Source organism: Bhargavaea sp. GQ12, assembly GCF_059758705.1.
In genome coordinates this window covers 220,393-242,687 of sequence record NZ_JCAXEU010000003.1, presented here as the reverse complement: position 1 = coordinate 242,687, position 22,295 = coordinate 220,393, and the positions used below count along the sequence as shown (strand labels likewise).

At 50.8% G+C, this 22,295-nt stretch carries 20 protein-coding genes and 1 pseudogene; 13 read left to right on the top strand and 8 right to left on the bottom strand.

Annotated elements, in window-relative coordinates; translation table 11 throughout:
• From AC6CHQ_RS04630 to desA, 4 genes and pseudogenes are all read right to left on the bottom strand, one after another.
• Positions 1 to 197 (bottom strand): annotated as a pseudogene (locus AC6CHQ_RS04630) (DUF421 domain-containing protein); the annotation flags it as partial.
• 133 nt (positions 198 to 330) lie between these two features.
• On the bottom strand, positions 331 to 936 hold the full coding sequence (locus tag AC6CHQ_RS04625) for a response regulator transcription factor (RefSeq protein WP_092051594.1): 606 nt from the start codon (positions 934 to 936) through the stop codon (positions 331 to 333).
• On the bottom strand, positions 933 to 2,165 hold the full coding sequence (locus tag AC6CHQ_RS04620) for a sensor histidine kinase (RefSeq protein ID WP_498080972.1): 1,233 nt from the start codon (positions 2,163 to 2,165) through the stop codon (positions 933 to 935). The genes AC6CHQ_RS04625 and AC6CHQ_RS04620 overlap by 4 nt, the downstream gene beginning before the upstream one ends.
• Positions 2,165 to 3,226, bottom strand: a complete 1,062-nt coding sequence (desA, locus tag AC6CHQ_RS04615) for a Delta(5) desaturase DesA (protein ID WP_092051590.1) — start codon at positions 3,224 to 3,226, stop codon at positions 2,165 to 2,167. The genes AC6CHQ_RS04620 and desA overlap by 1 nt, the downstream gene beginning before the upstream one ends.
• A 160-nt stretch (positions 3,227 to 3,386) precedes the next feature.
• Here desA and AC6CHQ_RS04610 point away from each other — a divergent pair, with 160 nt between their 5' ends.
• The 5 genes from AC6CHQ_RS04610 (at position 3,387) to AC6CHQ_RS04590 (ending at position 9,507) form a co-directional block, all read left to right on the top strand.
• Positions 3,387 to 4,337 carry a threonine ammonia-lyase gene (locus tag AC6CHQ_RS04610; protein WP_251238501.1) on the top strand — a complete coding sequence of 317 codons (951 nt, stop codon included), beginning with the start codon at positions 3,387 to 3,389 and terminating at the stop codon, positions 4,335 to 4,337.
• A gap of 137 nt (positions 4,338 to 4,474) precedes the next feature.
• A complete protein-coding gene (locus tag AC6CHQ_RS04605; protein WP_251238502.1) occupies positions 4,475 to 5,746 on the top strand; it encodes an acetyl-CoA hydrolase/transferase family protein in 1,272 nt (423 codons plus the stop codon).
• A 107-nt stretch (positions 5,747 to 5,853) separates the two neighbouring features.
• Entirely contained in the window at positions 5,854 to 6,294 is a 441-nt protein-coding gene (locus AC6CHQ_RS04600) for a hypothetical protein (RefSeq protein ID WP_498080971.1), read from the top strand.
• Between the two features lie 129 nt (positions 6,295 to 6,423).
• Positions 6,424 to 7,485: a TAXI family TRAP transporter solute-binding subunit gene (locus AC6CHQ_RS04595; RefSeq protein WP_498080979.1), complete on the top strand. Its 1,062-nt coding sequence runs from the start codon at positions 6,424 to 6,426 to the stop codon at positions 7,483 to 7,485.
• Between the two features lie 69 nt (positions 7,486 to 7,554).
• Positions 7,555 to 9,507, top strand: coding sequence for a TRAP transporter permease (locus AC6CHQ_RS04590; RefSeq protein WP_251238505.1), 1,953 nt, complete (start codon positions 7,555 to 7,557; stop codon positions 9,505 to 9,507).
• Positions 9,508 to 9,657: 150 nt separating this feature from the next.
• Here the strand turns inward: AC6CHQ_RS04590 and AC6CHQ_RS04585 are convergent, their stop codons facing one another.
• From AC6CHQ_RS04585 to AC6CHQ_RS04575, 3 genes are all read right to left on the bottom strand, one after another.
• Positions 9,658 to 10,278, bottom strand: a complete 621-nt coding sequence (locus AC6CHQ_RS04585) for a hypothetical protein (protein ID WP_251238506.1) — start codon at positions 10,276 to 10,278, stop codon at positions 9,658 to 9,660.
• Positions 10,279 to 10,461: 183 nt separating this feature from the next.
• Entirely contained in the window at positions 10,462 to 12,159 is a 1,698-nt protein-coding gene (locus AC6CHQ_RS04580) for a M3 family oligoendopeptidase (RefSeq protein ID WP_498080978.1), read from the bottom strand.
• Between the two features lie 149 nt (positions 12,160 to 12,308).
• Positions 12,309 to 13,133, bottom strand: coding sequence for an STAS domain-containing protein (locus AC6CHQ_RS04575; protein WP_349773642.1), 825 nt, complete (start codon positions 13,131 to 13,133; stop codon positions 12,309 to 12,311).
• 177 nt (positions 13,134 to 13,310) lie between these two features.
• Between AC6CHQ_RS04575 and AC6CHQ_RS04570 the strand changes: the two genes are divergently transcribed.
• The 7 genes from AC6CHQ_RS04570 to AC6CHQ_RS04540 all read left to right on the top strand — a co-directional run bounded on the left by AC6CHQ_RS04570 (position 13,311) and on the right by AC6CHQ_RS04540 (position 20,232).
• Positions 13,311 to 14,303: an NAD(P)/FAD-dependent oxidoreductase gene (locus AC6CHQ_RS04570; RefSeq protein ID WP_092051570.1), complete on the top strand. Its 993-nt coding sequence runs from the start codon at positions 13,311 to 13,313 to the stop codon at positions 14,301 to 14,303.
• A gap of 14 nt (positions 14,304 to 14,317) precedes the next feature.
• Positions 14,318 to 14,590: a hypothetical protein gene (locus AC6CHQ_RS04565; RefSeq protein ID WP_251238508.1), complete on the top strand. Its 273-nt coding sequence runs from the start codon at positions 14,318 to 14,320 to the stop codon at positions 14,588 to 14,590.
• A gap of 130 nt (positions 14,591 to 14,720) precedes the next feature.
• The gene (gene trhO, locus AC6CHQ_RS04560) at positions 14,721 to 15,680 is read left to right on the top strand and encodes an oxygen-dependent tRNA uridine(34) hydroxylase TrhO (RefSeq protein WP_251238509.1); all 960 of its coding nucleotides are present in this window, start codon (positions 14,721 to 14,723) and stop codon (positions 15,678 to 15,680) included.
• A gap of 118 nt (positions 15,681 to 15,798) precedes the next feature.
• Positions 15,799 to 16,623 (top strand): DUF368 domain-containing protein, encoded by an 825-nt coding sequence (locus AC6CHQ_RS04555; protein ID WP_092052172.1) that lies wholly within the window; start codon positions 15,799 to 15,801, stop codon positions 16,621 to 16,623.
• 86 nt (positions 16,624 to 16,709) lie between these two features.
• A complete protein-coding gene (locus AC6CHQ_RS04550; RefSeq protein ID WP_092051561.1) occupies positions 16,710 to 17,384 on the top strand; it encodes an SOS response-associated peptidase in 675 nt (224 codons plus the stop codon).
• A gap of 182 nt (positions 17,385 to 17,566) precedes the next feature.
• Positions 17,567 to 19,366 carry an ATP-binding protein gene (locus tag AC6CHQ_RS04545; RefSeq protein ID WP_498080970.1) on the top strand — a complete coding sequence of 600 codons (1,800 nt, stop codon included), beginning with the start codon at positions 17,567 to 17,569 and terminating at the stop codon, positions 19,364 to 19,366.
• A gap of 98 nt (positions 19,367 to 19,464) precedes the next feature.
• Positions 19,465 to 20,232 carry a LysM peptidoglycan-binding and 3D domain-containing protein gene (locus tag AC6CHQ_RS04540; protein ID WP_092051555.1) on the top strand — a complete coding sequence of 256 codons (768 nt, stop codon included), beginning with the start codon at positions 19,465 to 19,467 and terminating at the stop codon, positions 20,230 to 20,232.
• A gap of 79 nt (positions 20,233 to 20,311) precedes the next feature.
• Here AC6CHQ_RS04540 and AC6CHQ_RS04535 read toward each other — a convergent pair whose 3' ends face one another.
• Positions 20,312 to 21,472, bottom strand: a complete 1,161-nt coding sequence (locus AC6CHQ_RS04535) for an MFS transporter (protein WP_251238514.1) — start codon at positions 21,470 to 21,472, stop codon at positions 20,312 to 20,314.
• Between the two features lie 149 nt (positions 21,473 to 21,621).
• On the opposite strand from AC6CHQ_RS04535, the gene wrbA reads away from it, so the two are divergent.
• The gene (wrbA, locus tag AC6CHQ_RS04530) at positions 21,622 to 22,245 is read left to right on the top strand and encodes an NAD(P)H:quinone oxidoreductase (protein ID WP_498080969.1); all 624 of its coding nucleotides are present in this window, start codon (positions 21,622 to 21,624) and stop codon (positions 22,243 to 22,245) included.
• Positions 22,246 to 22,295 lie beyond the last annotated feature (50 nt).

Sequence of the window (22,295 nt, the reverse complement as noted above, 5' to 3'; positions counted from 1 at the left end):
CTTGCGAGAGGTGTCTTTTTGTCCAACAGGGTCGTCGCCAATACTGAACCGATTGCAATGGTCACGACGAAGTCGAACATGTTCATTTTGGAAAGAGACCGCTTTCCTGAAACTCTAAGAAATATTATTAGTACTGGATACGAAATGACTCCTGTGACAAGAACTCTGCCGATGGCATTCCAACTGTCAAAAAACAATTGTTCGCACCTCCCTGTCTATTAGGCGTTTACCACGGAAGGTCACCTGAAAACCTTTCTGACAAAAATCAAACCGGCAACCGGATGCAATTAAGCATCCGGTTGCCGGTAAGGATTCAGAGGCTAGGGGAAATCACTTTCCACGGAACCATCCGTTTTCCCGGAACCTGGCAACGGCTTCTATCCTGTTAGCGGCATTCAGCTTGTCGAGGATGGTGGAGATGTAGTTCCGGACGGTGCCCGTCGTCAGAAACAGGGCCTCCGCGATTTCTTTTGTTTCTTTGCCTTCGGCGATCAGTTCCATCACTTCCGCTTCCCTCGAAGTGAGGGGATTCGGATTGCTGAAAGCCATGTCGACAAGCTCCGGGGCATAGATTTTCCTGCCGTCCACAATCGAACGTATCGAGTCGGCAAGCTCTTCGCTTGGGCTGTCTTTCAGGAGATAGCCGTCGACGTGTGCATGGCGGGCCCGTTCAAAATAACCGGCCCGGGCAAATGTTGTGAGGATGATGAACTTACAGGGATGATCTTTCAGTTCTTCCGCTGCGTCCAGTCCCGTCATGACCGGCATTTCGATGTCCATGATGCAGATATCGGGATTTTCCGCCCGGACTAGCCGCACTGCCTCGGCACCGTCTGCGGCCTGACCGACGACTATCATATCTTCTTCGAGATCAAGCAGGGAAGCGAGCGCGCCAAGAAGAAGGCGCTGATCTTCCGCGATCACAATCCTGATCATCCTATCTCTTCCTTTCTCCCTTCCTGGATTACATCAGGCACTTCAATCTGAAGGAGGGTACCGCCGAGCGGCCCCCGTCCATCCACAATCAGTGTGCCATTAACGAATTCAAGGCGTTCCCGCATTCCGCGGAGACCATTCCCCCGAACCGGCTGTGTACCTATACCGGTTCCGTCGTCGCTAACTTCCATCCGGATGCCCGAACCGGTTTCAGCAAGACGGATCACGCAGTTTGAGGCACTGCTGTGACGGACGACATTTGTCACAGCCTCCATCAGGCACATACCCATCACGTCATCGATCAGGGGGCCGGGATCGAAATTGTCCATGCTATTTTCGATGGTGATCCCGATATCAGCCGCGTCAAGAATTTGTGTAGCTCTGGCGAGTTCGATTTGGAGAGTCGTGCCGCGCATGCCTGAAACCAAGTCCCGAACTTCTTTCAATGCAGTCCTCGCCGTCTGGCGGACATCGAGCATTTCTTTTTCTGCACGGTCCGCATCCCTTCCGGCAAGTCTTGAGGCAAGATCACTCTTCATCCCGATCAGCGACAGTTTTTGTCCAAGCGTGTCATGGAGATCCCTTGCGATACGCTGCCGCTCCTCGTGAACAAGAAGTTCGCCGATCAGGCGGTTGGCATCTTCAAGTTTCTCTTCAAGAACTTCCTGGCGGTGCCGGCTGTATTTATGGAATGGGATCAGGATAACGCCGATCACCGACATGATCAGGAACGAATATTGTGTCCTGAAGATTTCCGGTTCGGTGAAGATGACCAAAACAAGCGCGGCGACGGATGCCGCAATATTAAACGAGTAGAACAGGAAGAACGGTGTCCGTCTCCTGATTTCCCCGATAAACAGGGCAAGGAACAGGAAAAAGTAGATGTAGCCGAATGCCACGGTCAGCGTGAAACTGATCAGGATCTCGAAGGTCAGACAGGTATAGCGGACCCCTGTATTCTGGGTAAAAGAAAATTTGTAGGCCACCAGGAAGAGCGCGAACAAAATGATTCCGATGCCGATTTCTCTTGCTGACATGGTCCTGAAGATGAAAAAGAACGGCATGGCCAAAAAGAAAATCCATGCGTAAATATTGAACCATCGGTTTTTGGGATACAGTTGATACCATTTCTGCACGGATGCCTTCAGTCCCATCAGTCTGTTTTCTGCATTATACCAGACTCCGGAAATGCGGACAGCCGCACCGGATTGTTCCGGGCGGCTGTTCATTAGGATTTCCTCGCATCGGGCTTTGGCCGGCTCATGGCTTCGCCCAGTGCGGCGCGTGTGCGTGCCGGCGCGGAGGTCTTCAGTTCACGGAAAGTGATAAATCGCTTGTTCGCTTCATCAAACAGCTTAAAGCGGAGTGATTCAAGGCTTGTTTTGAGTGTGATGGTCGTCGCTTTCTGCAATGGCTCGACAGACTCATGGGCTTCTTCAAGCTTGTAGTTCGGAACGCGCGGCGCAAGGTGGTGGACGTGGTGATAACCGATGTTGCCCGTGACCCACTGAAGCACGAGCGGAAGTTTATAGTAGGAACTTCCGTCAACGGCAGCTTTCACGTAGTCCCATTCCGATTCATCTTCAAAATACGAATCCTCGAATTGATGCTGGACGTAGAACAGCCAGATTCCGAGCATCCCGCCCACAAACATGATCGTTCCATGGATCAGGAGGAATGCTTTCCACCCGACGAGAAGAGCGGTGACGGTGTAGATGACAATGACTGCCACATTAATGAACCATGTATTGCGGCGTTCTTTTGGCTTGGCATCCTTACGGTTAAAGCGTCCGGATACAAGGAACAGATAGAGAGGCCCGAACCCGAACATGACGATCGGATTCCGGTAAAGCCGGTAGCCGAGTCTCTGAAGCGGTGTTGCAGCACGGTACTCTTCAACGGTCATGACCCAGATATCGCCTGTTCCGCGCTTGTCGAGATTGCCGCTCGTCGCATGGTGGATCGAGTGCTCGCGCTTCCACTTTTCGTAGGGGAACAAGGTCATGATTCCGGTGATCGTCCCAAGAGTATCATTGGCTTTCTTGTTCTTGAAGAACGAACCGTGGGTGCAATCGTGGAAAATGATGAACGTCCTGACGAGAAAACCTGCAGCAATTACAGACAGTCCGACCGCAAGCCAGACTGACACTGACAGGCTCATGTAGGCAAGTGCCCAAAGAATGAAAAACGGAGGGATCGTATTGAGGATCTGGATGATGCTGGCCTTCTTATCGGTCGTTTCAAAGGGCTTGACGCTTTTTCGGAGCTGAATCGTTTTTTCTCTGCTCATAATTGCCTCCCGATCGTAATGATGTTAACTCTAGGTTACCCGGAAGTGTATTCAGAAAACAGGCACATGTGTAAACAGTTGCGCATGACAACTGTCATGGTTGCCCTGCCGATTACAGGGAACGTAAACTATATATAGGAAGATATCAGGGGGGATGACAATGATCGGGATGGACAAGATCAGGGAAGCGGCTGAAGAAATTGGTGGCATCGTCCACCGCACACCGGTGCTGACTTCAATGAGGCTCAATGAGCTGGCGGGCAATGAAGTATATCTTAAGGGAGAACATCTGCAGAAAACGGGAACGTTCAAGATTCGAGGGGCATCGAACAAAGTTCTGAAGGCCGTCCGCGGAGGAGCCAGCCATGTAGTGGCGGCATCCTCGGGCAACCATGGTCAGGCAGTCGCCTATATTGCCGGGAAATCAGGCATACAGGCGACAATCGTTGTGCCGGAAGATGCCTCGCCTGTGAAAATATCAGCAATTGAAGCATACGGAGGCCGGGTGGTCCGGTGCGGACTGACTTCGGCAGAGCGGATACCGGAAGCACTCAGGATAGCAAAAGAGAGCGGCGGCGTTTTTGTGCCTCCATACGATGATCCGGATATCATCGCGGGGCAGGGGACTACAGGCATGGAGATCATCTCTCAGGTTCCCGGCTGTGAAGCGGTCTTTGTTCCGGTCGGCGGCGGGGGACTAGCAGCCGGCATTGTCTGCGCGATTAAACAGCTTAACCCGGATATCCTTGTGATCGGTGTGGAACCGGAAATGGCGGACGACACGAAGCGCTCACTGGAAGCGGGTACGAGGGTTGCCATCGGCCCGAGCGGGACAATTGCAGATGGCCTGCGAACTTCGATTCCCGGTGAACTGACATTCCCGATTCTGCAGAAACATCTTGATCTCCTCATTACGGTTTCGGAAAAAGAAATTGCGGAAGCTTGCACAATCCTTTTCCAGGCATCCAAACAGGTGGTGGAACCGTCCGGTGCGGTATCCGTCGCCGGCCTCCTATCCGGAAAGTCAGGCATAGCCGGAAGGAAAACGGTTGCGGTGTTGTCGGGAGGAAATGTTTCTCCACAAGGTTTCTCGGAAATACTGAAAGCCTGACTGAAGACGGAGGGCTGCATATCGGCCAATTGTACGGCAGTTGAGTGACAACAGTGCGCCGGCAGTTAATGATACAGCCCTGCTGTGGTACGATCATGATGATGAAACAGTCAAACGGATTGGAGTGAGACAAACCTATGACTAAAGAAATGATAGAGCAGGAATTCCTTTCGCTCATTAAGCCTGGAGATGACCTGGTTGTTCCGATTGCAAACGGTGAACCGGTCCGTCTCCTAGATATCCTGGAGGCGCATGCTGATAGTTTTGAAGGCGTGCGGGTCCATCAGATGCATGTGATTCGGGAACGCCGATACATCAACGGAGCATTCAACGGAAAGCTGAACCACGTGTCCTACTTTCTCAGCGGGGCAACACGGAAAGCCTACCATAATGGAACCATCGAACTGGTGCCGAACAATTTTTCGGATGTCCCTTACCTGCTGAAACGGACAACCAAGCTGTCGCTGGTTTTGGCAAAGGCTTCCCCGATGGACGCACACGGCTACTTTTCTCTCGGGACGAACGCGGACTATGTCGCGGAGTTTATCGGGAAGGTGCCTTTTGTCCTCGAAGTGAACGAAAACATGCCGAGAACATTCGGCCAAAACCAGATCCATATCAGTCAGATCAGAGGCTATATCCGCGACAATTCACCATTGGTACAGGTGGAAGCCCCTCCTGTTACCGATAAGGATATCGCGATTGCCCAAAGGGTCGTGGAGCGCATTGAAGATGGTGACACCATCCAGGTCGGTATCGGCGCCATTCCGAATGCCGTCTTGTCCAGGCTGAAAGATCACCGCCACCTTGGCATCCATACAGAAATGCTGACGAACAGCGTCGTCGATCTGTATAATGCCGGAGCGGTAGACGGCACGAGGAAGGTGACGAATCGCGGAAAAATTGTCTGCACGTTCGCTCTCGGCGACCAGAAACTGTACGACTTCCTCCATGACAATCCTGGTGTGGAATTCCAGCCTGTCCATATCGTCAATAATCCAGCAAAAATCGCCCTGGAAGATCAGATGGTCTCGATCAATGCATCCACTGAAATCGATCTTTATGGCCAGGCGGCTTCAGAGACGGTAGCCGGAAAATATTATTCGCTTAGCGGCGGCCAGGCCGACTTTGCAAATGGTATCCGTTTTTCCAGGAACGGAAAGGGCTTTATCTGCCTTCACTCCACTGCGAAAAACGATACTCTGTCACGCATCAAAGTGGCGCTCACACCCGGTTCTGTCGTGACTACATCCAAGAACTCGGTCGGATCGATCGTCACAGAGTACGGAATCGCCGACCTGTACGGACAGCCGTTTTCTGAAAGGGCCCGTCGGCTCATCTCCATCGCTCATCCGAACTTCAGGGAAGAGCTGGAGTTTGAAGCGAAAAAAGCCGGTTTCTTTATCTGACATCAGGGAGAGAGCAACATGAAATATAGAGATCTGCAGTCTTGCATGAAGAATGCAGGGGTGGGGGCGTCCGCGGTTAGCCCGATCAAAGCGGGCGATAAAGGGGAATGAGTGTTTACTATCAACTGATTTTGTATTTGCATGTCTTCAGTGCGGCACTTTCGATCGGACCGTTTTTTGTCCTCGTTCCGTTGATCGGAAGAATGAAGGTTGCCGATCAGGCCGCCCTGGATATCCAATTGACGGTTTTCCAATCGGCGGTGCGGATTGTGAAACATGCGGGACATCTTCTTGTTTTGTCCGGCGTCCTGCTGATTCTTTCATCCGGGTACATGTGGACGACCTCTTGGGTGGCCATGACGATTTTGGTCATGCTTGCCTCCATCATCTTTTTGGCACGGGCATTTAAGCCGGTCATTATGGAACTTAAAGAAGACGGGAAGGATCGTGTGCGTCTGCTGAGGATCCTCAACAGAAAACTTTGGATTTATATTCTGCTGCTGATGCTCATGCTTTACTTTATGGTCGTCAAACCAAGTATCTGGTAACGGGAAACGGGACGGTGTGGTTTGTAAACACGCCGTCCCGTTTTTCTTTGTCAGATCTATTTCGGTAAGCGTTTTCATCAAAATATTGCAAATGTGTTAGAAGATTCATATAATTAAAGGAGAACTTCTCTGTGCAGTCACCTGTGGGATGCGTATACATCACATAAAGGGGGACGACCAATGAAAGGGAAGAGACTTTGGCAGGTGGCGGTGCTAGTGGTGAGTCTGCTGGCACTATCGGCTTGTGGCGGTGAGAGTAGCGGTGGAGGAAGCGGGGCAAATATCGCAATCGGCCCTCCTGCCAGCGCAACTAATGGACTTTCTAAAGTGATTTTTGAAGCGTACGGCTTGGAAGAAGGAGACTACAAAGAATTTCAGGAAGGATTCGGGGATGCTGCTGACGGCGTGCAAGATGGGAATATCGACATCTCGATCGGAATTCTCGGCCTGCCGGCTGCCAGCATCGAAAATCTCCAATCGGCGGCTGGAGACGTCAAACTGATCAGTCTAACAGAAGAAGCCGTCACCCATATTGAAGAAAACACACAATACAAAGCGATGACAATTCCTGCAGGCACGTATGAGTTCCAGGAAGAAGATGTTCAAACCGTAACGGCTTACGCCATCCTTATGGCAAACACGGATACAATTGATGAAGAAACCGGCTATCAGATCACGGAAACCATGATTGAGAAGGCAAGTGAAAATACTCATGCCCAAGCAAAAGAGATGACACTTGAAAATGCCCTCAAAGGATCGGAAGGGCTGCCAATCCATCCCGGCGCAAAGCGCTATTATGAAGAACAAGGGCTGACCGTGGAGAATCCAGTGGCAGAAGTCTCTGCTGACGGATCCAAGAAAGAGCTGATTCTGGGAACAGGAAGCCAGGGTGGGACCTACTATCCGCTCGGAGGAGAAATGGCGACAATCTGGAATCAGACCATCGACGGCATCAATATCACTAACACAGAGACTGGGGCATCAATTGAAAACATGGCAACAATCCGTGATGGGAATATGGATTTGGGGATGACCGTTCATGAGACCGCCCTGTTTGCGGTGAACGGAGAACAGGACTTTGCGGACAACGAAGTCCCAAATGCGGCATTCATCGGCCATATTTATCCTGAAGTTGTCCAGATTGTCACGAGAGAAGCAAGCGGCATCAATGGCTTTGAAGATCTGAACTAAGATAGGGGGGAGGCAAAGAGGAAGGGTCGTCTCCCTCTTTGTCTTTTTTCTTGGAAGGAGGACGAAGGGATGGGAAGCAATGAGCAACAGGTAGATGCACGTGAAATGCTGGAAAAATACGATAAAGAAAGCCACGTTCGAACAAATCTCGGAAAATGGGCATGGATCGTTACTTTCCTCGGGGTTTCGTTGACAGTTTTCCATCTCTATACGGCTTATTTTGGAATGCTGCCCTCGCAAAAGCAGGGCGCGGTACATTTAGGGACAGCTTTAGGAATCATCTTTCTGCTGTTTCCCGCGAAGGCCGGGCTCCAGAAAAAGCAACAAGGCGTTCCTTGGTATGATGTCATTCTAGCCTTCACTGCCATGTACGTCACTTACCATAAGATCTTCTTTTTTGATTCAATCCTGCAGAGCAGGATTTCCGGATACAGTACACCCGACGTCATCATATCGGTGGCGGGTATACTTCTGGTGTTGGAGGCAACCAGGCGTACAGTCGGACTTCCTATTGTCATTGTCGCTTCAGTGATGATTGCCTATGCGGTATTCGGCAAATACGTTCCGACTCAGATTCTCTCCCATGCAGGATTTTCATTTGAACGCACTGCGACGAATCTTTGGTATAGGGAAAGCGGTGTATTCGGGACGCCAATCCAAATTTCCGCGAAATTCATTTTTCTGTTTTTGTTTTTCGGGGTTATGCTGGTCCATACGAAGATTGGGCAATTCTTCAATGATATTGCCTACTCATTGACTGGCAGATTTACAGGGGGAACGGCCAAAGCCGCAGTAACGGCTAGTGCGCTCCAGGGGATGATCTCCGGAAGTTCTGTCGGCAATACTGTCGCTTCCGGTTCGTTTACGATACCGATGATGAAGAAATCCGGTTTCAAACCAGAGTTTGCAGCCGCAACGGAAGCTTCTGCATCCACTGGCGGACAAATCATGCCGCCGCTCATGGGTGCCGCTGCCTTCATCATGATGGAATACCTTGGAGTTCCGTATACGGACATCATGGCTGCCGCCGTCATTCCGGCGATTCTTTATTTTGCAGGGATATTTATAGGGACACACTACGAAGCGAAGCGGCTCGGGATTAGCGGGATGCCGAAAGAACAGTTGCCGATTTTTAAACAGCTTCTGCTGAAAAACGGATATATGCTTGTGCCACTGGTCGTCATCATCGGCACAATCCTCATCGGATTTACCCCTCAACGCGCCGCCTTGTACGGCATTTTATCTGCCTTTTTGGTGAGCCTGATCAGAAAAGACACCCGAATGTCTCTGCGCGGAACGGTCAGGGTGCTTGAGGAGGGGGCTCGTGTGGCGCTGCCTGTCATCGCTGCGGTGGCGACGGCAGGCATCATTGCCGGAGTCGTCAGTATGACTGGGCTCGGATCCAAATTTGCTGCGGGAATCATCGCGCTGGCCAGTGGATCTCTAATCCTGGCACTTATTTTCACAATGATCGCCTGTATTGTCCTCGGAATGGGCCTTCCGACAACAGCCAATTATGTGGTGACCGCGACCATCGCAGCTCCCGCATTAATCAATGACTTCGGAGTTGCTCCGATTGCGGCTCATATGTTTGTCTTTTACTTTGGCATTGTGGCGGACATCACGCCGCCTGTTTGCCTGGCGGCCTACGCAGGTGCAGGTATTGCGAGGGCCAACCCATTCAAGACTGGTGTCACAGCGGTGAAGCTTGCCATTGCGGCATTCATCATTCCTTACATTTTCGTCTATAATCCGATGCTGGTCGGCGTTGATGCAACGTTCCTTGGCATATCCATCGCCATCTTGACTGCACTGATTGGCATGGCAGGAGTGAGCAGCGGGCTGATAGGCTATTTCGTCGGCCCATCCAGTTGGTGGGAACGGCTGCTTTTGATCATCGGAGGATTATGTTTGATCGATCCGGATATGATCACCAACATCGTTGGGATTCTGGTGATCGCAGCAATTTGGGCTGTTCAGAGAAAAAGGGAGTCAGAGACCCGTCCACCACGCCTGGCATAACCATAGGAATCATATCCAGGAAAAAAATCGAGAACCTTTGGTATGCATAAAAGCTCCCGTCGAACAGTCTGTTTGACGGGAGCTTGTTTTGCGATTATTTAACATAGCGACTGCAGACTGCCAGTTGCCCTGGCTAGAATTTCTACGCCATTATTGAGATGAATCCTCGGATACAGCGAAGTTGCCCTTGAATCCGTCAAAGTCGGCATTGTAATGAAGCGCGTCAAACTGCTCTTTTAGATCTTCGAAAGCCGGTTGTGCACCGTTGTCGGCCAGATCCGAACTCATATCTCCCGCAAGGCGCATCACTCGTGATTTCGCGCTATCGAGCGTTGTATTGTGAAGTTCTTTCGGCTCTTCAAGATAGTCTTCGATGTATTCGATATACGTGTTCATGTTGTCGCCGATTTCACCGGCAATCTCCTCAATTTCCTTTTCTGTTTCCGACTCGCCCTTCAGCTCGAAGGCGGAAGCGAAATCCGTGTAGGCGCTTATGGCTTCCTTCACTGCTTCTTCATCTTCAACTGTTCCGTTTTCGATTGCCGCTTCCACATAACTGTTCAGTACACCGGTGTGTTCCGCGATTTCCGACATGAAGATGCTTGTGTCGAGAAGGAAGTCCTCGCTGTATGCATCAGGCGCATCAATGTCAGCCGCTTTCTTAAAACTTTCCGCATCTGCAGATACATCTTTGATATCCGCCGGTTTTGTTCCGCATGCTCCGAGAAGCAGCACTGCGGCAGCACCCATGGCAATCCATTTTTTATTCATTGGATGACCCTCCCAATTATTTATTTTCATAAGTTATCATAAAATAACAATTATCAAAAATGAAGGATATTTTGTTCGGTATACGAAGTAAATTTCTTCGTTCAAATCAGATAAATCAGACGCATCGATCCAATTAGAAAAGGACAGGCCTGCTGACCTGTCCTTTTTCTTATCTACTCAGACTTAAAGTGCCTGATCATCCACGGAATCCAGCCATTCGGTGATCGGTCCGATGACGGATTCGATGCAGCCGTCTTCGAATGGGGAAATCAGATTTGCTTCCCTGACCAGTTCTGTGAACGGCAAGGAACCTCCCAGGCGGCAAAGATGCAGGTAATCCGCCCACGCCGCTTCATGCTCTTCCCGGGATCGCTTCCAGAACTGGAGCGCGCAAATCTGGGCGAGACAGTAGTCGATGTAGTAGAACGGCACTTCATAAATATGGGCCTGGCGCTGCCAGAACCCGCCTTCTTCAAGATACTCGAAGCCTTCGTAATCGCGATGGGGGAGATACTCTGCCTCAAGCCTCTTCCAGGTTGCTTTACGTTCTTCCGGTGTCATTCCCGGATTTTCATAGATGAGATGCTGGAATTCATCGACGGCTACACCGTATGGCAGAAATAGCAGTGCAGAGCTGAGGTGGCTGAACTTATACTTCTCGGTGTCTTCTTTGAAGAACTGTTCCATCCATGGCCATGTGAAGAACTCCATGCTCATCGAGTGGATCTCGGCACCTTCACTCGTTGGCCAGATATACTCTGGCACCCCGATTCCCCGGCTGGAGTAGACCTGGAATGCGTGACCCGCTTCATGGGTGAGGACGTCGATATCATCGGATGTGCCATTAAAGTTCGAGAAGATAAACGGGGAGTCATAGTTATCGATAAACGTGCAGTAACCGCCGCCTTCTTTTCCTTTTTTGGCGACGAGATCCATCAAGTCCCGATCCATCATGAACCGGAAGAACTCCGAAGTCTCCGGTGAAAGCTCATCATACATCTTTTTTCCGTTTTCGATGATCCATTCCGGATCGCCCTTCGGAACAGCATTTCCGGTGACAAAGTTCAGTCCTTCGTCATGGAAGGTGAGGCGGTCCACGCCAATCCGGGCTGCCTGACGTTCATATAACCGGGTAGCAAGAGGTACGATGTGCTGCTTGACCTGTTCACGGAAGCTTTTTACCATCTCCCGGTCATACCCAATTCGGTTCATCCTCAAATACCCGACTTCCACGAAATCCTTGTAGCCAAGGATCTGGGCGATTTTATGGCGGACCTCGACCAGCTTCTGATAGATCCCATCGAACTCATCCTTGTGACTGCTGAAAAAGCCGAACCGTGCTTCATTGGCGGCTTTCCTAACTTCCCGGTCTGTTGACTGTGCATAGGGGCCGAGCTGGGCCAATGTCAGTGTCTTGCCGTCGAATTCGATTTGTGCCGAAGCGATCAGCTTCGCATATTCGGAAGCCAGCTTGTTTTCCTGCTGGAGGAGAGGGATGGCATCGGCCTTGAAAGAGCGTATTTTCTGATCGGCGATGGTGAACAGCTGCGTTCCCCAGCGCTTTTCAAGCTCTGCCCGGTACGGAGTTGCAACCAGTTCTTTATAGAAAGCGGTATTTAGCTCATCAAACTCGGGGCCGATCTCATTGAAGTAATCCCGTTGCTCTTCGTAATACGCATCACTTGTGTCGATGGACGACCGGATATACACCAGATTAGATGCTGTGGAGAAGTCATCTGCCAGGCAGTTCATTTCCCGGATCACCCGGTCCTGTTCATCGGCGGTAGCGGATTGCCGGAACCGTTCCAGAAGCTTGTTCCATTCCGCCTTGAGTGCTTCCATTTCCGGTCGCTTGTATTCATAGTCTTTGAATGTGGCCACCAAAACCACTCCCCCTTCAAAAATAGCCTTCTTTTCTATTTTTGATTAGTGCGGCCCAATTTGCAATGGCAATCGGCGGAGAATTGTGAAAATCGATTTCGGTACAGAAAAGCCCTCCCGCTCCGTCGGGAGGGAAGGGCAGAAGCCGTTCAGCTGTATCGTTCAAGTGCATTCATAAGAGTAGCCTGTGTCTTGATGCCGCGGAACTCGATTCCGAGCTGGACGGCGGTCTGTGCTATTTCCGGACGGATTCCTGACAGGATAGCTTCCACGCCGATCAGCCTCAGTGCGTCGATCAGCTGGAACAGCTGATGAGCCACCATTGTATCGACGATCGGGACGGCAGAGAGGTCGATAAAAAGCATGTCCAACTTTTGAGTTGCAGCCTGTTCCAGACCGGTTTCAAGAATAATCCGCGCACGGTATGTATCGATGTCTCCGACAAGAGGGAGGATGCCAATGCCGCGCTTTACCGGAATGACGGGACTGCTCAGCTCGGTGATCATCTGCTGCTGGGAAGTGAGGATCTTTTTGTGGGCGTCTTCAAAGTGTCGGGCAAAGTTCTCCATGATGAAGTCAAAGGCATCATTTACAACATTGCTCCAATAAAAAGCATCTTCAATCGAAAAGCCCTGCTTCTCAGACAGGATATAGTTTTTGACACTGTACCAATAATCTCCCCGGATCAGGCGGAACTGCGCAATTGTCTCATGCATGGTCACACCGCTTTTAACCCAATGGGAGGCGACGGCTTCCGACCAGTTATCGATATGTAGTTTAAAGTCATTGTTGTCTTCGATGAAAATCCGGCTGACAGTTTCAATCAGCTGGTCGTGTTGAATGTGCAATTTGCCTTTCTCATCGGATCGGAAGACTGATTCTTCTCCGCTGCCGGTGCTCCGTTCAAGCCATTCATCTGCCATTTCTTCTTTTTTGCTGATGATATACTCGTAGATGTCCTCCCGCTTTCCCACATTAAAACAACCTTTCTGCTGTGATTTTCCGATATTTTTCATCCGGTTTCTATTTTAAAGCAAGGCAGCAGCCGATGCACGGGAAAAGTCAAAGCAATGTGTTTTCTAATGACGCGGGTTACCGTTATAATGTGTACTGAATAGAACTCTCAGCCGCAACTGAAATAGGAGTGAATAATGTTGGAAAATGAACATGAAGTTTTTGATATAACGATTATTGGTGGAGGACCTACAGGGCTCTTTGCCTCATTCTACGCAGGAATGCGCGAAATGAAAGTCAAAATTCTCGATAGCCTTCCACAGCTGGGCGGTCAGCTTTCTGAGCTGTATCCGGATAAATATATCTACGATGTCGGCGGCTTCCCAAAAATCCTTGCAAAAGATCTGGTTGCCAACCTGGAGGAACAGGCTAAATACGGCAAACCGGAAATTTGCCTGGGTGAGACTGTACTCGCAGCAAATCGCGATGGGGACTTGTTCGTCATTGAAACGGACAAAGGTGTTCACTATTCCCGCACGGTGCTGATCACCGCGGGAGTAGGAGCCTTCCAGCCCCGCAAACTCAACGTCCAGGGAGCAGAAAGCTTTGAAGGCAAGAGTTTGCACTATGGTGTCAAGGACCTTTCCAGCTTCCGGGGCACGGAAGTCCTGGTATGCGGAGGAGGAGACTCCGCGGTGGACTGGGCAATGATGCTCGAAGAAGTTGCGGATAAAGTAACGCTTGTCCATCGGCGTGAACGATTCACGGCCCACGAAACAAGTGTCACAAAACTCCATGAATCGACCGTCGAAGTGAAAACCTCGCATAACGTGAAGATTCTGCAGGGAGAAGAGGGCAAGCTGAATGAGGTCGTGCTCGTCAGCAAGGAAGGCGACGAGACAAATCTCCATGCCGACCATGTGATCGTCAACTATGGAAACGTCTCTTCGCTCGGTCCGCTCAAGGAATGGGGACTTGAAATGGATAAAAACTCGATCCTCGTAAACACCAAGATGGAGACCAATATCGAAGGGATCTATGCGGCCGGCGATGTCACAACTTATGACGGCAAGGTCAAGCTGATTGCGGTCGGTCTCGGCGAAGCCCCAATCGCCATCAACAACGCAAAGGCCTACCTTGATCCGAAGTCCCGTGTCCAGCCGCTTCATAGCACATCCGTATTCAAATGATGGAGCAGCGGGCAGTGGCGGCCATCCGCTGCATCCGGACAGAGCGGTCGATCCGCCGTCTGCAGCAGCGGACAGAGCATGTGGAGTATGACCTTGTCCTTACCGAGAATGCCGTGATCTCCTACGAACGGGATTTTCCTCTTGCAAAAGTCTGGGACATGAGTGTCCGTGCCGTAGCATTACGGTGCTGGTTCCTTTACCTGCATACGGATGAGGGGGTGTTCGCCTTCCAGACGGAAGAGTCGCCTGATGTCTTTATCGACAGGTACAGAAATATGAAAACATGATGAATTACAGGCCCGTGGACCATCTCCGGGCCTGTTTTCCGTTGATTTCCGCTACACAATCGGCGGAGATTTTGTTATATTGGTGTGTGGCATTTTTAAACTTAAAGGAGAAAGGGAATGGTGTCGGATTATGGGAAAATTCACACACAGAGTCCTCTTGTACTATAAATACGTGCCGATCGAGGATCCGGAAACATTCGCACAGGAGCACCTGGAGTTTTGCAGGGAGCTCGGGCTGAAAGGCCGCATCCTCATCGGAGCAGAAGGCATAAACGGAACTTGCTCAGGCACAGTGGAACAAACACAGAAATACATGGATGCGATGCATGCTGACGAGCGCTTCAGCGACTTGGTATTCAAGGTGGATGAAGCGGAAGGCCATGCTTTCCGGAAGATGCACGTACGATATCGCAATGAAATCGTCAACTTGAGCCTTGAAGAAGATGTGAATCCGAATGAACTGACCGGCGAGTACCTGGAGCCGGCAGAGTTCCTTGAGCAGATGCAGCGTGACGATGTTGTCGTCCTTGACGCGCGCAACGACTATGAATATGACCTCGGACATTTCCGCGGTGCCATCCGGCCGGAAGTGGAAACATTCCGCGAGCTGCCGGAATGGGTACGTGAGAACCGCGAAAAATTTGAAGGCAAAAAGATTTTGGCATACTGCACAGGCGGTATCCGCTGTGAGAAATTTACCGGCTGGCTGAAACGTGAAGGTTTTGAAGATGTGGCTCACCTGCACGGTGGCATCGTCACTTACGGAAAAGACCCTGTCGCAAAAGGGCAGCTGTGGGACGGCCAGTGCTATGTGTTCGACAACCGCATCGCCGTTCCGGTCAACCAGGTTGAGCACGTCGTCGTAGGCCGTGATCACTTTGACGGGACACCTTGCGAAAGATATGTCAACTGTGCAAACCCGGAATGCAACAAGAAAATTCTGGCCTCTGAAGAAAATGAACTTCTGCATCAGCGCAGTTGCTCCGACGAGTGCCGTGAGCATCCGCGCAACCGCTATTTCCTGGAAACAGGGATGACGGAAGCGGAGTGGCAAGAGAAAGTGGACGCTCTCAAAGCCCAACAGGCATAATGCAGAGACCCGCATGGCAGTGCGGGTCTTTTGTTGGTTTAGATAAAGAGCCCAGGTTAACGCGGTTGCCATGTTATAGTAGAGAAGTTGATTTAGATTTGGAAGGATGGAATGGATGATGGAATGGAGAAACATTTACCGTGGCCTTATGATGGGCATCAGCGATCTGATTCCCGGCGTAAGCGGAGGTACCATTGCGCTGATCCTCGGAATATATGATCGTCTGCTGCTTGGAATCAGCGGGTTCTTCAGCAGGGACTGGAAAAAGCATCTTTTGTTCCTGGCGCCTCTCGGGGTGGGGATCGGAGCGGCTCTGTTGCTGTTTAGCCGACTAATTGATTATTTGCTTACTTATCACATCGTGCCGACACAATTCTTTTTTATCGGCTTGGTACTCGGTGTGTTGCCTTTTCTGACTAGAGAGGCTGGGATGTCACGGAATTTTAGGGCTGGTCACTACGTGCTGCTCATCACAGTAGGAGTCGCACTTGCAGCCACCGCTTTCCTAAATCCCGCAGAATCTGAACCAATACGTGAACTGAATGCTTCCAATGCCATTGGCCTCTTTTTTGCCGGGTGGCTGGGCAGCATGGCGATGCTCCTGCCCGGCATCAGCGGTTCGTTCATCCTGCTGCTTCTTGGAGCTTATTCCACTGCAATCGCGGCACTGTCCGACCTGAATCTGCCGATCATCGCGGTGATCGGTGCAGGAGTCGGTGTTGGCTTCATCATCAGCAGCAAGGTCATCCACTATTTGCTCAATAAGATTCCTATCGTGATGTATTCCATCATCATCGGCCTGATCGCCGGTTCGGTGTTTGTCATCTTCCCGGGGCTTCCTGCGGACTTTTTGACAGGGACCATCAGTCTTATCACGTTCATAGCCGGGCTCATGTCTACGGCAGCCATAGGTAGGGCTGGAAAAAAACACGAAGTCCACTGAATAGTGAAGAAAACGGCCTGTGCGCTTGCACAGGCCGTTCTTTTTTTGTATAACGGATAAAAGCGATTGTTCGGGAGGGTTTTACGATGTGTGGAAGGTTTACTTTGTATGTCCCATATGGGGAACTGGTTGCCCGGTTCGGAATCACCCGATCATTCGAAGAGGTGGATTTTAGTCCGAGCTACAACATCGCTCCGACGCAACAGGTGGTTGCAGTGATCAGCGACGGCCGGGAAAACAGGATGGGGAAGCTGCGCTGGGGACTTGTGCCAGGTTGGGCGAAAGATCTGAAAATCGGCAGCCGGATGATTAATGCGCGTGCGGAAACCCTGTCGGAAAAACCTAGTTTCCGGCAGGCTTTCGAGCGGCAACGCTGCATCATTCCTGCCGATTCGTTCTATGAATGGCAGCGGGAGGGAGACATCCGCAGGCCGATGAGGATCAGGCTGAAGGATGAGGAGGTTTTCGGCATGGCGGGACTATGGGAGACTTGGATTTCTCCGAACGGCGAGAAAGTCCATACATGCACAGCCATCACAACCCGACCGAACCGTCTGATGGAGAAGATTCATGACCGGATGCCCGTCATTCTGGAGAAGTCCGGTGAAGAGGAGTGGCTGAATCCGGACAACCGGGACATCGAATCACTGAACCGTCTGCTTGTCCCTTACGATGCGGACAGGATGGAGGCCTATGAGGTCTCTTCGGCCGTCAATTCTCCGAAGAACAATAGTCCTGAACTCATTGTGCCGTTTTGCTGAGAAACACGGCTCCGGACAATACATGGGATAGAAACACTTTTGTATACGCTGAATTAAACAATAATTCTGCTAATAATTACAGAATACTAGTATAATATGCATAACTGCTTGACAGAATAGTGAGGCTTTGGGTCCGGAAGGGAGACTAAGGTTCGACTTTTTATATGAGAGTGGGTTGTCCAATGAAAAATTTAAGTCTTTCTACTTCAAATAGCACTGGTTATTTATACTTTATCGTTCATATCGATAGCGGAACTTACTATGTTTGCAAACCAGGGGAAACTGCGCCTCTCAGGCCTCCATCCCCTCAAGATCTATCTGTGCATGATACGGTCCATGTTCGCGATATTCCTCTTTTCTTTGAAAGGATTCGCCAAGCTCATCGAGGAGAAGAATTCGTTCCATTTTCCATCAGAAACAGAGATGAATTTTATGATCCGCTTTATTTGGAAAACGCAGAACGCCTTGATGAACATCACGTTATGATCAGAACCTTTCATATCAAAAAAACTGCGTCATTTATTTCCGTACCGATGAAAACCACAGGTTTCATGAGTCCGCTTTTTGAAGATATGGATGAAGCGGCGGTCATTCTTGAACCGGATGGAAGCATCAGGGGCTTTAACCGGGCATTTACGAAGGAATTTGGTTGGACGAGCGAAGACCTGGGCGATAGTATTTTAAGTTTTATTCCTCACGAAAGAACAGATGAATTTGAGATGGTCCGTGCACGTCTGCTTGCCGGTGAGCATTTGGTCAAATATTTCACGGTCCGTTTAAACAAAAGTGGCGAACGCATTCCTGTCACCATCAGCGCGTTTCCTGTATATGACGGAGATGGTGAATTGTCTGCTACCTGTGCCTTATTTATTTCTCAGGAGTCTTCAGCTGCAACTCAATCCCTGATCCGCCTGCAGGAACGGATCATCAAGGAGCGCGACCAGCTCATTGTCGATATCATGGAAAACATGGACTTGGGTATTGGTCAATATGACTTTATCCGAAATCGTTTTATCTATCTCAGTCCGGCAATCAGAGGCTTATTCGGTGTGGAGCTAAACGAAATCTATGTTGATGCCTTTGCGTTTCAAAAATATATTCATGCCGACGATCGGGCAAAGATGGCAGATGTGCTCTGCAATCCGGATTCAACGGGTGAAATGGAGTTCCGGGTTGTTGTGCCTGGAAAGGAATTGAAATGGCTTCGGACTAAATCGGTGCCGATTCGCGACAATGACGGCCGGGTTGTCCGGCTAATCGGATTCACGGAGGACATTACCAGACAGAAATTCTCGGAACTGATGAATCTGAAATGGGAAAAGCTAGGTATGGTCGGTCATTTGGCCGCCGGCATTGCCCATGAAGTGAGAAATCCTCTGACAGCTGTAAAAGGTTTCATCCAGCTGATCGGCGAAACCGGTTCTGCCGATGCATATAAAGACATTGTTGCAGAACAACTGGATCGCATTGAAGAAATTGTCGATGAGTTGCTGATGCTGGCAGATCCCCATCAGGAAGACGAAATGAGATTGACTGACCTGACAAATGATTTGTCGGATCTTATCATTCTTCTCAAAGCGGAAGCCCGGGTGCATAACTGCACAATCCGATTTAATATTCCGGAAGGGCCGCTCCCGGCCATCTGCAAATCGGATGAGATCAAGCATGTCATTATCAATCTGGTTAAAAATTCATACGAAGCCATGCCGGGTGGCGGTACGGTTTATCTCTCGGCCTGGGACAGCGGGGAAGGGCCGATCATCGAAGTCCGCGATGAAGGCATCGGCATTCCGGAAGACCGGCTGCCGCGTTTAGGTGAACCGTTTTATTCGAACAAAGAAAAAGGCACCAGCATGGGACTTATGAAAAGTTTCAAGATCCTGGAACGGCACGGGGGTTCAATTGAGTTTGAAAGTGAGGTAGGAAAAGGGACAACGGCAAGAATCCGATTCCCGCTAGATTCAGAGACTTCTATTTCGTGAGTGTAATATAATGTTTTCGTTTCTTCATCGATTTGTTACGCCGCTGTAACATAGGCGTGGTAGAGTGGGTGTCGTTGAAGAAAGGAGACATTTACCATATGAAAAAAAGCTTGATTGCGCTAACGGCAGCTCTGACACTGGGTGCAGGGGTGGGAACCGCTTCGGCCGCGGAGCATACGGTTTCCAAAGGCGATACACTCTGGTCCATCTCTCAGGCCAACTCTGTCACAGTCGCACAGCTCAAACAGTGGAATTCCCTTTCCTCTGATCTGATCCGTCCCGGAGATGTACTTACAACATCTGGGGGCAGCAAGGCCGCACCAGCCCAAACCCAACAGAAAGCGTCTGCTGCAGTAAAATCGGCAGCAGCTCCCGCTTCCACATATACTGTTAAAAGCGGTGATACTCTTTACCGCATCGCAACCAACCATGGCATGAGCGTCAACACACTCATGGGACTGAATGGTCTCAGCAGTTCGCTCATCCATCCGGGCCAAGCCCTGAAAGTATCCGGCAAGGCGGTCCAGGCGAGCGCGTCCAACACGGCGTCCGCATCCAAGCCTGCTCCGTCAGCTGCACGTGAACTATCCGTTCGCGCAACAGCTTACACGGCTTACTGCAACGGCTGCTCCGGAGTTACGGCGACAGGCATTAACCTGAGAGCCAACCCTAACCAGAAAGTCATCGCCGTTGACCCTAAAGTCATTCCGCTCGGTACGAAAGTCTGGGTTGAAGGCTACGGCGAAGCTATCGCAGGAGACACCGGCGGCGCCATCAAAGGCAATCGCATCGATGTCTTTATCCCGAACAAGAGCCGCGCACTCCAGTGGGGATCCAAAACAGTCAAAGTGAAAGTCCTCAACTGATAAGGGAAATGAAATCAGCCATCCGCATCATCTGTTCATCAGATGCGCGGATGGCTGTTTGTTGTTTATGGGAATCCGGTCATCTTAATCCGGTCTGTCCCCGTTTAAGTCCGGACAGTGCATAGGCAGCCACTCCAAGAAGGAGCGCACCGGTAAGCACAAATGCGCCCCGTGCTTCCAGTCCCAAGAATCCGATCACTCCGGATCCGGCGACCACGCCGATCGAAAAGAAAGCATAAAAGTATCCATAGGCTTTCCCACGGTATTCCGTATCCGTCGAATCGATCAGAAGTGAGTTGACGGATGGGAACAAGAAGGCAAATCCCACACCGTACAGTGACATCGCCGCAAAGAGTAACGGCAGTTGGCCCGCAACAGACAGAAATAGCATACTTGCCCCCATTAATGCGACGCCAAATGCCAGTGTGGCTTCCGGTCTCACTTTGTCGAACAGGCGGTTGGTCGGCAGGATGAAGATCAGGATGGCGACAATGCCGAATACGCTGAGGAGCAAACCGCTCGTCTTCGTATCATATCCGAGTGCTTCCACACGCAGTGGAAGGACGAGGGCGAGCACCCCTTGGGAAAACATCAGGAAAAAGGCGCCGGCAAACGCCCGGATGATTCCGGGATGCCGAAACAGCTCTCGGACCGGGAAATGGCCGGAAGATCGGCCTGAATCCTTCCGGCCACCTTTTTGTAGGGGGGTTCCGCGCAGGACGAACAGCGCAAGAACGGCAAGCGTCAGGAGAAAAGCGCCGTTCATCATCATGATGAACGGTGCGCCTGTCCGTGAGGCAATAATACCGCTCAGTGCCGGGCCTGCAATTGCGGCAAGTCCGACAAAAGCACCTGACAAGGCGGAATTCTTGCCGCGCTTGGTTCCTTCCGAACGGTTGGCGATAAAAGTGAACGCCGCCGGCACGATCAGCCCTTCCATGAAACCATGGACTGTACGGACGGCCAGGAGGGCGTTCGGCGTATCAGCAGGGGTGTAGAGGAACAGCGCAGCCGAGGATAACAGCAACCCGGCAATCAGAATCGGGAACGGTCCGAGCCGGTCCGTTGCAAAACCCGAGAACACGTTGCCGATTGTATTGGCGAATGAATAAATGCCGACGACGAGCCCGGTCACAAAGGGGGTCGCGCCAAGCAGAACGGCATGCGGACTCATCACTGGAAGCTGGCTGAATAAATCGAAAAAAGAAAAGAAGATGATGAAATAGATAAAGACGCGCATATTCTGGCCTCTTTCATACATAGTAGATTCACTTTATCACGGGTGACTGAAGCCGTCATCCGTTAATGGATTCGTGTTTAACCATTCAGAGGAGAGGAGATAGTAGTAATGTTTGCATATCAAATAACGACATAAAAGCAGTTGTTCAGATGGATAAAGTCAAACTGGCGGTGATTCACTACAGCTCGACCGGCACCAACCACAAATTGGCGCATTGGGCGGGAGAAGCAGCAGAGGAAGCCGGTGCAGAGGTCAAGGTCCTAAAGGTGGCGGAAACAGCTCCGGAAGCGGCAATCGCCTCCAATCCGGCCTGGAAACAGCACCACGATTCCGTCAAGGACGAACCGGAGGCCAAACCGGAAGACCTGGAATGGGCGGACGCTATCATCTTCAGTGCACCGACCCGCTTCGGCAGCAAATCGGTACAGATGCAGCAGTTCTTTGATCTTACAGGCGGACTGTGGGCGCAGGGCAAGCTTGTCAACAAGGTGTGCAGTGCCATGACTTCCGCACAGAATCCGCATGGTGGGCAGGAAGCGACGATCCTGTCACTTTACACGTCGCTTTTCCACTGGGGTGCCATCATCGCCGCACCGGGCTATACGGACCAGTCGATTTTTGCCGCTGGTGGAAACCCATATGGAACCAGTGTCTCGGTCGACCAGGACGGGAATATGGTAGAAGGCGAAGAAAAAATCAAAGCAGCAGTCGGGCATCAGGCCCGGCGGACGGTTGAAGTCGCCAAATGGGTCAAGCAAGGGTCCGGCAGCTGAATCTGAACAATGTGTGAACCGCCTCCGTTTTGGGGGCGGTTTATTTATGT